1 protein-coding gene is annotated in these 428 nt (G+C 72.2%); it reads right to left on the reverse strand.

Annotated features, from left to right (window positions below):
* The coding region (locus K7G61_RS36110) for an SDR family NAD(P)-dependent oxidoreductase (protein ID WP_225851380.1) at positions 1-428 on the reverse strand (428 nt) is incomplete at both ends.

Genomic DNA, 428 nt, shown 5'->3' on the forward strand with positions numbered 1-428 from the left:
CCGCCCACGGGCCCCACGCCACCGACATGCCGGCCAGCCCACGGCCCCGGCGCTCCTCGACCAGCGCGTCCACGAACGCGTTCCCCGCCGAGTACGCCGCCTGACCACCCGAACCCCAGACACCCGAGATCGACGAGAAGACGACGAAAGCCGCCAACTCCCGCTCCCCCAGCAACTCGTCCAAATGCACCGCGCCACAGACCTTCGCGCTCGTCTCGGTGCCGAACACGTCGGCGCCGATCTCGTCGAGCGGCCCGTAGCCGGCCGTTCCGGCGGCGTGGACGACGGCGGTGAGGGGGATGTCCTGCGCGTCGATCCACTCCAGGAGACCGGCCACCGCCTCCCGGTCCGCCACATCACACGCGGCGACACTCACCCGCGCACCCGACTCCTCCAACTCCGCCACCAGATCCCCCACACCCGGCGCC

The organism is Streptomyces sp. HPF1205 (genome assembly GCF_020400825.1).
Classification (GTDB): domain Bacteria; phylum Actinomycetota; class Actinomycetes; order Streptomycetales; family Streptomycetaceae; genus Actinacidiphila.